This window comes from Sphingobacterium sp. JUb20, from assembly GCF_004342035.1.
Lineage (GTDB): Bacteria > Bacteroidota > Bacteroidia > Sphingobacteriales > Sphingobacteriaceae > Sphingobacterium > Sphingobacterium anhuiense.
The window spans coordinates 402,932-411,692 of the sequence record NZ_SLYV01000005.1; the positions used below are offsets into that span (position 1 = coordinate 402,932).

Consider the following 8,761-nt stretch of genomic DNA (forward strand, 5'->3'; position numbering starts at 1 on the left):
ACAATGTATTGTAGGTTGTTTTGCTTTAAATGTAATATTTTAAATAGCTATCATTCTGCCATTTTGCGAGACTGATTTTTATTTAAAATTACGCAAACGTTTGTTTTGAATATTTTTTTAATATTTAATGTAATTATTATACTTTAGGGTATAAACTTAAAATTTAGTGAACATATTATGCTTTGCATACTAGTTTTCTAATCAACCAAAACTTAATTTTATGATATTGTTTTATTTTTCACATAGTAAAAAATGTAATGCTTTTTGCTGTAATTGCAAATCTATATCAAATAATGATATATACATCAAATCAAATGTGCGGAATCATCAAAAAGATTGTGCTGAAGATTTGTTGATATTCTCCCTAAAAGATAATAAGATGAGATATGAGCAAACTAAGTTTGCGAAATTTTATCGTGACAATAATACTATTACCTTAATACGTGAAAATGTACCAATGCTCTCCGGATACAATTTTGACGAAATAAGTTATAATGTTCATTTTTTCGACTTCAAGGAACATAATTCGATCTTTTAATAATTAATAATAGGACAAAATATCGATGGCTAACATTCATAGTAATAACGAGGCTGATAAAACCCGAACAGTGGTATGTAAAGCGATCAATTATATGGAAGTGAAAAATGCTGTTTAACAATAAATTTAGTAAAAACAAAACTTATATGGATTACTTGCAATCTAGCTGGAAACAATTAACTATAGATAATAAATACTTTTATTTATTCAGTTTTTTGATTAGTATATTGGTCTTTAGCGTATATAGTAATATTGTTTATGTTAATTTCAGTGTTCCAGATGATTCATGGATGCTTCTAAATAACAAATTTGTAACCACATTATCTTTTAATGTAGAATATTTCAAAGAAGTATTCACACAAAAAAATAATATTCAGTATTCGCCTATAAACACGTTGTATTATGCCTTTATTTTTAAGATAGATGGCTATAATCCTTTTTGGTACCATTTAGGGTCGATAGTTTTACATATTATCAATACCATTATCGTAGTTAAGATATTTAAAATTTTTGTAAGAGATTTTAAGATCATTGACTACATAAGTTTTTACGGAATAATTATTTTATGGAGTATTCATCCTTTAAATGTTGAGGCCGTAGTTTGGATTTCTGCATCAAAAATACTTTTATCTTCTTCTTTTATTTACCTCTGTATTTATTTGGTATTGAAGAATAAAACTAGAACACTAAAACAAAATATTCTAATTCAGATATTTTTCGTACTTGCTTGTTTTACGAAAGAACAATCTATTTTGCTGCCCGCGATTATTCTTATTCTTGACATCTGCTACCATAAGAAGAAGTTTAAGGACTTATTAACATGGGAATATTTATCTTATTTCATTATTCTATGTTTATTTTTATGGATAACAATGTTATTTAACTATGACAGTATGAAGTTGGTGAATCATTCGTTTATGCAGCGGCTTGTATTAATGTTTTATTCTCTCTTTTGGTATGGTATAAATATTTTTATACCACAAAATTTGCATTACCATTATCCATTTCCGATTAAACCAAATGAAGCAATTCCATTTCAATATTATATTTACGTTCTTCTTTTTTTAGTATTGATAATATACGGTGTTAGCTTACTTAAAAAGTCTAATATTTTCACTTCTGATAATTTCTATCTAATTATAATTTGTTTAGTCTTTCTTGCCCCTTGTTTACATATTATTCCAATGTATAGACCAGCTATATATGCAGATCGTTATATGTATCAACCATTATTATTTGGTTTGATTTATCTTTTTTTAAAATACAGTAAAACTTCCTATTTCAATTATCTCATAATGATTTATATAATATATTTTTCAGTGTATTCTTATGATCTGGTCATGAATTGGTCAATAATAAATATTAATTAAAATCTCAATAATGAAACTAAATGTATTTTTTGTGATTGTTTGCGCCTGTCTGTTTATAATTGGATGCAATAGCAATGTGAGTAATTTTTACCACGAATCTTTTAATGTGGATACAATTAAAATTTCTAAAATTAAACAAAACTACGATGCTAGAGATTTATTTGAATCTCCCGAAGTTATTGCATTAAAATTTAATGGTGTAGATAAAATAAGTGAAGTATCCGAATATGTTGTCACTGATAGTGGATTTGTCGTGATGGATAAAAATATCAATAAAATCTTTCTATTTGATTTAATGGGAACTTTTTTGAAAGTTCTTCTACCTCCGGAAAAAGAAACTGTGAAATATTATAATTTGATGTATGACGACAAGGGTAAACATATTCTGTTCCGAGATTTAAGCAATTCTCAAATCTTAATCTATGATATAAAGGGCAATTTTATAAAAAAGATCAGTACAGAATTTGATTACCTATATTCTGAGCCATTTAACAGTAGACTTGTAATCTTAAATAATTACCCTGAAAAAAAATCATCTGCTAAAAATGAAGTCGGTTTCCTATTGGAGTCACGAAATTTGGATGATTCTTTATCAGTTGTTAAGTCATTTTTTAAGTATGATAGTCAAGCGATTTATAAATCGGATTTGTACGATTTAAGAAAATCTTTTTATAAGTCTAAGGACGGAAAGTCCCTTTACTTTACTCGCTTTGGGGAGTTGGCTTATTATAATGTAAACGATTCTTCCATTTTAAATAAAACATTGTTTCAAATAGATGAGAATTACTTTCCATCCGTTCCAAATGATTTTTTGACAAATAAAGATTTTTACGGTAAAAGAATGCAATACCTAAATAATTATAAAGAGAAGTTATCTTTTATAGACAATATATGCGAAACCAATAATGGAATTTTAATAAATATAATGAGCTTAAAAGGTAAATTTATGATTATTAAGGTCGATTCCTCAATTATACCTGTTGGAAATTTATCTTACACGTCAGATTTATTTGGGGGCATACCTTTTATTAGTTATAATACAATTTCAGATAACACGTCTTTTTACTCTTTTTTCTCTTCGAATCATCTTTTTTCGCTATTAAATCAATTGCCTTATTATGGTGAGATGATTGCCAAGGGTGACAAAAACTTAAGCATTATTGAAAAATACAATTCCAATTCTAATGGATTTATCTTGAAATACAATTTGAAGCCACACTATAAAACTAAATTTTAATAATATGAAAAAAACAATAATTATTACGCTGTTTGCTATGGGAGTTATTTTCCATTTTTTAATAAATGATAATCCATTAATTGCACAAACTGGTACAGGTAGTCCATCTTCACAGCCTGGAGTTTGTGTTGTTGGGTCGCAGCATAGAACTTCTTCTAAATCATTATCAAATGTTGTGAGTATTTGCGGAATGTGTCTTATACCAAAAATTACTAAGTTTGAACAAGTATGTGAAAACTATTATAGACCACATTGGGATGGTAAGGAAGAAGTTGCAATTACCTTCACTCAAGCAAATTGTACAAGTGTTACTGGAGGTAATCCTCTTACTAATCCTAGTTGTACTCAGACATTTGCTGTAAATTATGGTTGTGCTGATTATATATTGGCGCCAGGTGTTAGTGCGCCTCCATATAATGCAAATATTTTAATAGGTACAGATCAAGCACCTTGCGAAACAGGTACAGGTACAGGTACTGGCACAGGCACAGGATTTTAATAAACTAACTTAATTAATAACACTTATAGTGTGGCTCTTTTAAAACGTAAATCATGAGAAATGCAATTTTTATAATAATAATTTTAATAATTTCTATTGTTTGTTTATCGGTAACAGTATTCAATAAAAAAATCAATACATTTTATAAAAATGCTGACAAAGAGAATTTAAGCTATCGTGACCAGTTTTATTACAATTACGATTATTTTGTGATTTCAAATGAAAGTGTTCCTCTCAATCAAGTTCTAATGTTATCAGATACATTAGGAACTAGTAAGTCTTTAGCTGATATTGTTAAGTCATTTGCAGAACCTAAAATATATATACGTTATTCCCAGTATGATTGCTCAGATTGTGTTAATGCAATTTTCAAATTGTTAAATTCTTACCCTGCTGCCCAAAGAAATTCTTTTGTAATTATAAGCGATTATGATGACCATGATAAATTTATGGTCACACGAAAAAGTAAATTTTGGCATTTAGATCATTACAATATAGACTTTTCAAGTAATGGTTCACAATCTTCGACTGAACCGCCTAAGTTAGGTATTCCTATTGAAGGAAAAGGTGTTCCTTTTGTGTTTACAGTCAATGCGTTAATGCAAACGGATCATTTTTTCACTCCTGAAAAGGGAGATCTTGACTCTTTTAAAAGGTATTTAAATGCGGTCCTTAAAAAAATGAAAAGTAATAAATGAATGTAATCATTAAATATACTATATATGGAAGCTGTTAAATTAGCGATAGTTGTTCCTTGTTTTAATGAATCTGAAGGTATTAGTAATACAGTTCAAGTTCTCTCAGAAATATTAAATGAACTCATTGTGAAGACACTAATATCTACGGAGAGTTTTTTGTTATTTGTTGATGACGGAAGCACTGACAGCACTTTTTCAATTTTAAATGAATTAAAGTCTACTTATGTACGTATTATAAAATTAACCACAAATTGTGGTCATCAAAATGCTTTATTAGCTGGCTTACACTATGTTTACAAAAAAGTAGATTGTTGCATAAGTATCGACTCAGATTTACAGGATGATCTATCTGTTGTGGAAAAAATGATTATCAAATTCAAAAATGGAAATCATATCGTATGTGGAGTTCGAGATAATAGAAGTTCAGATACATTGTTCAAGAAAAATAGCGCAAAAATATTTTATTGGATGATGAAAAAATTCAACGTAGAGTTGATTGAAAACCATGCTGATTTTAGATTGTTGTCAAATAGAGCGCTCAGTGAGCTTTTAAAGTACAAGGAGTATAATTTATTTCTAAGAGGAATTTTTACAAATATTAATCTTAGAATATGTACAATATCCTATACTCAAGCTAAAAGAAGGCATGGGACAAGTAAATACAATCTTAGGAAGATGTGTTCATTAGCTATACATGGAATAACCTCATTTAGTGTAGTTCCGATTAGATTAATAACGATGCTCGGTATTTTAATTTTTATTATTTGTTTATTGCTAAGTGCTAATGTATTGATTACCTTTTTACTTGGAAATACTGTTCCTGGTTGGGCGTCGATTACATTACCACTTTATTTCCTTGGAGGAATTCAGATTTTGTCACTCGGAATTATTGGTGAATATATTTCTAAAACTTATATGGAAACTAAGGGGAGGCCTCATTATCATATCGAAGAAATCATTGAATGATATAGTAATTTGAGTCATCACCATATTATTAAATATTCATATTGTTATCGTTAAAATTAGAAACTATATATGAACAGTCCTGAAATGAAAGCACACTAAGGAGATTTATAACAATTTTCCGCAATATCCTAGGATCTCAATAACTTGTTTTTAAAGATTCTGGGTTTAATTAAAGGTTATCGAAATGCTTCAATTAATCAAATACTATTTTTTTAATTTTCTGACATTTGTTTCTAATCTAATTATTTTTTGGATTTTAAACTTTATATTTTTTGATTCTAGAAATGATTTTTTTTTATCTGTATTAGCACATTTACTAACCGTCCCCATTTCTTTTTTGATCAATTATAATTTTGTATTTCCCTATTCAAATCTACCCGTAAAGAATCTAATCATTAGATTTATATTAGGTAGTTTATCATACTTTGTTTTTCACATTTTCATTTTTGATACGCTACAGCACATGGGATTGCCAGCTGTAACTAATCATATAGTGACGACAGTACTAAGTTCAATTTTTAATTTTTGTATTTTAAAAATATTTGTATTTAACTCAAATTATTCTACAAAACTCCATAATGATGAAGATAAGAGAATTCGTGTTATACTACATGCCGATGATTTTGGAGTTTCACCAGAAATTTCCAAAAATATTTTAGATTGTATTTTGTGTGCTTCTATATCCAGAGTAAGTGTAATTTGTAATACAAAAAAAAATGGGTTTATTCAGAATGTGAAGACTGAAGAGCCTCGGAAGATCGGGATTGGATTTCACCTAAATTTGGTAGAGGGAGAACCAATTGCGGATAAATCATATGTGAGCAATATAATCAATGCATCCGGGGAATTTAAGTTTTCTTTTTTCACATATATTTTAAGTTATTATTTTTCAAGTAATAGAAGAAAAGAAATATTACGTAGAGAATTAAAAATAGAGATAGAAAGTCAATTGCGGGAATATCTCAGATTGTACGACGGTAAAAATGGTATACATTTAGATGGACACACACACATACATGTCGTTCCTTTTATACTCGATATTGTTTTAGAACTAGCACAAAAGTATAATGTTAAATCAATTCGGTTACCTAGAGAGAGTTTTTATTTAGGAGCTAAATTTAAAGATTATATGTCGCTTAATCTGATAAAACATGTAGTTCTTAATTTTCTATGCGATCTTCAGATTAGAAAAATTCAAGTGAAGGGTTTGAAGTATAACGATTATTTTATTGGTGTACTATCCACGGGGTCAATGAGTATTGGTTCAATACGATCTGCAATCGAGTCACTGGTAGGGAAAAAACAAAACATAGTTGTAGAGATATTGTTTCATCCAGGCTTTGTGAATAATAAGGATAGCATAGATTGGACTGTAAATTCAAGCTTTATTAATTATTATTCGAATCCGAAAAGACAAAAAGAAAAAGAATTGTTATTATCCGACGAATACATGAATTTGATTAAAGAATTTCAGATAATTAATGAATTATGAAGGTATTTCTTGTAATAGATGAAACTAATTTTTATCAACCTAATTTTATCAATCAATTGCTACAGAATCGTGAATTTGAATTTGTGGGTTGTGCATTAGTAGTCAGCGTACCAAAAAAGAATAATATAGAGCGATATTTAATCCAAAATATGAAATTCCTTACTTTCGCAGAAATATTAAAATTAGGTTTTAAAAAGATTAAATATTGGACATATGATAAAATAGGCTTTCGAAAGAAAAATGGTTTTTTTAGCGTAAGGAAAGCTTTAGAATTTCATAATACTCCCTTTTTTACGGTTAAAGGTGATATTAATGAGAAATCTTATTTAGATAAAATTAGAAAAGTTTTACCCGATATCATTCTTAGTTCTAACTCCTTGTATTTTAAGGAGGAAATAATAAATATACCTAAATTTTGTATTAATAGGCATAGTTCCTTACTACCTTCATATGGAGGATTGTGGCCAGTATTTCAAGCTCTACGAAACAACGAAAAGTTTATTGGGGTATCAGTACATATGATGACCAAAGGCATTGATGAGGGAAGGGTATTATCACAGATAAAAATAGAGGTACTATCTACAGATACAGTTGATTTATTGTATCAAAAATGTTTTAATCATAGTGCAGAAGTATGTATTAGGGCAATGAGAGGATTATGTTTAAATAGATACGAAAACATTGAAAAAGCTCCACAATCGTATTTTAGCTTTCCTTTAAATAAGCATTGGTGTGAATTTAGAAAAAAGGGGAAAAGATTTATCTAAATAGTTTCTGATATTTTGATAGGGATAAAAACTAAGTGGCGTTGCTAACTTAGTTGGCGAGACTGTAACGGGAACTGTGTCAACGGAATAATTTAATAAGATTTTTTATATTTAATTATTCAAACGACATGGTCATGAAAGAAAAGACCCCATTCGATTTTTCATTCGTATTTGTTTTTTAATTGTATTCAAGAGGGCTTCGCCGTTTTGAACGCTTCAAAGAGGAAGCCATGCAAGATCTTTATAACGGGAAGAGTTTATCTCACATCGACGGCGTTCTGGCGCCTTTAATGAAGCATTTACTGGAGTCTATGATGGATAGCGAGCTAGAGAGTCAGTTCGGGAAGGCTTCGGGAAATGTGTACTTTGCCTGCCTCTACTGTTTGTCTACATTGCTTCTACAAAAGCAGTATAGGCTAGGTATAGGCAGGGTAGGGAAACAGTAGAGGTGTTCCAAAAAAGGGGCGAAGCAGTCCCGAATAGAGACTGAATGTTTCCCGCTTTTTCAAAATATGGTTTCATAGAAAAATAAGAGTTTTTGTTTTATTCTATTGTTTAGCTATGATCTTTTTCAATTCCTCATCGTATAGTTTCCAATTATAGCGCGTTTATTTTTTAAGTAATCTAGGATTGTAAGATCATTAAATCCCAGACTGCTTGATAGCAAAGCCGATCTTTACTTCGGTAAACCTACCGAAGCGAGCTCATCGAAGCATAACTTTCTTCGATTTTTTCATTTTGAGTACTCCTATTTAAAATTAGTAATTCTGGCCCGAATTCTATACTTTTAAAATGGCCACTTTTTTTGGAGGGAGGTCAAATATAATCGATATGAAATTTAAAGAAATAAGCCTCATAAATAAGCCCTTTAGTTTGAAAGGTCGAGAATTCAATGGAAATTCTTGGTGCATTAATGAATTGTTCTGTTCAAAGTTGGACATTGCAAATATGAATGGTTTACTTAAGTGTAATATTATAGCAACCCCTTCCTCAGATGATGGCTATAAAAATTATGCAGGATTTGCTTTTGTTAATGTTGATTTTAATATAGATGAATATGCAACGATTGGTAGTCGTATCGAAAAGAAAATCAAAATTTTATGTCTTCAAACTAATCAGGACAACTTGCTAAAGAGTGTTTCTTGTTTATAAATCTATTAATTTTTGTTTTAGATATTCTTTTTTTCTGTTATT

Annotated in this window: 8 protein-coding genes; 7 read left to right on the forward strand and 1 reads right to left on the reverse strand. The window is 29.2% G+C overall.

Features of this window, described 5'->3' with window-relative positions:
• Positions 1 to 1,918 precede the first annotated feature (1,918 nt).
• The 6 genes from EDF66_RS11100 (at position 1,919) to EDF66_RS11125 (ending at position 7,567) form a co-directional block, all read left to right on the forward strand.
• On the forward strand, positions 1,919 to 3,145 hold the full coding sequence (locus tag EDF66_RS11100) for a hypothetical protein (protein WP_132842645.1): 1,227 nt from the start codon (positions 1,919 to 1,921) through the stop codon (positions 3,143 to 3,145).
• A gap of 4 nt (positions 3,146 to 3,149) precedes the next feature.
• The gene (locus EDF66_RS11105; RefSeq protein ID WP_132842647.1) at positions 3,150 to 3,644 is read left to right on the forward strand and encodes a hypothetical protein; all 495 of its coding nucleotides are present in this window, start codon (positions 3,150 to 3,152) and stop codon (positions 3,642 to 3,644) included.
• 53 nt (positions 3,645 to 3,697) lie between these two features.
• Positions 3,698 to 4,342: a hypothetical protein gene (locus EDF66_RS11110; protein WP_132842649.1), complete on the forward strand. Its 645-nt coding sequence runs from the start codon at positions 3,698 to 3,700 to the stop codon at positions 4,340 to 4,342.
• A 24-nt stretch (positions 4,343 to 4,366) separates the two neighbouring features.
• Positions 4,367 to 5,308 carry a glycosyltransferase family 2 protein gene (locus EDF66_RS11115; protein ID WP_132842651.1) on the forward strand — a complete coding sequence of 314 codons (942 nt, stop codon included), beginning with the start codon at positions 4,367 to 4,369 and terminating at the stop codon, positions 5,306 to 5,308.
• 463 nt (positions 5,309 to 5,771) lie between these two features.
• Positions 5,772 to 6,800 carry a carbohydrate deacetylase gene (locus EDF66_RS11120; RefSeq protein WP_165902420.1) on the forward strand — a complete coding sequence of 343 codons (1,029 nt, stop codon included), beginning with the start codon at positions 5,772 to 5,774 and terminating at the stop codon, positions 6,798 to 6,800.
• Positions 6,797 to 7,567: a formyltransferase family protein gene (locus EDF66_RS11125; protein WP_132842655.1), complete on the forward strand. Its 771-nt coding sequence runs from the start codon at positions 6,797 to 6,799 to the stop codon at positions 7,565 to 7,567. Before EDF66_RS11120 ends, EDF66_RS11125 begins: the two co-directional genes overlap by 4 nt.
• 387 nt (positions 7,568 to 7,954) lie before the next feature.
• Here EDF66_RS11125 and EDF66_RS26465 read toward each other — a convergent pair whose 3' ends face one another.
• Positions 7,955 to 8,089: a hypothetical protein gene (locus tag EDF66_RS26465; RefSeq protein ID WP_259194157.1), complete on the reverse strand. Its 135-nt coding sequence runs from the start codon at positions 8,087 to 8,089 to the stop codon at positions 7,955 to 7,957.
• 309 nt (positions 8,090 to 8,398) lie between these two features.
• Here EDF66_RS26465 and EDF66_RS11130 point away from each other — a divergent pair, with 309 nt between their 5' ends.
• The gene (locus EDF66_RS11130; RefSeq protein ID WP_132842657.1) at positions 8,399 to 8,719 is read left to right on the forward strand and encodes a hypothetical protein; all 321 of its coding nucleotides are present in this window, start codon (positions 8,399 to 8,401) and stop codon (positions 8,717 to 8,719) included.
• Positions 8,720 to 8,761 lie beyond the last annotated feature (42 nt).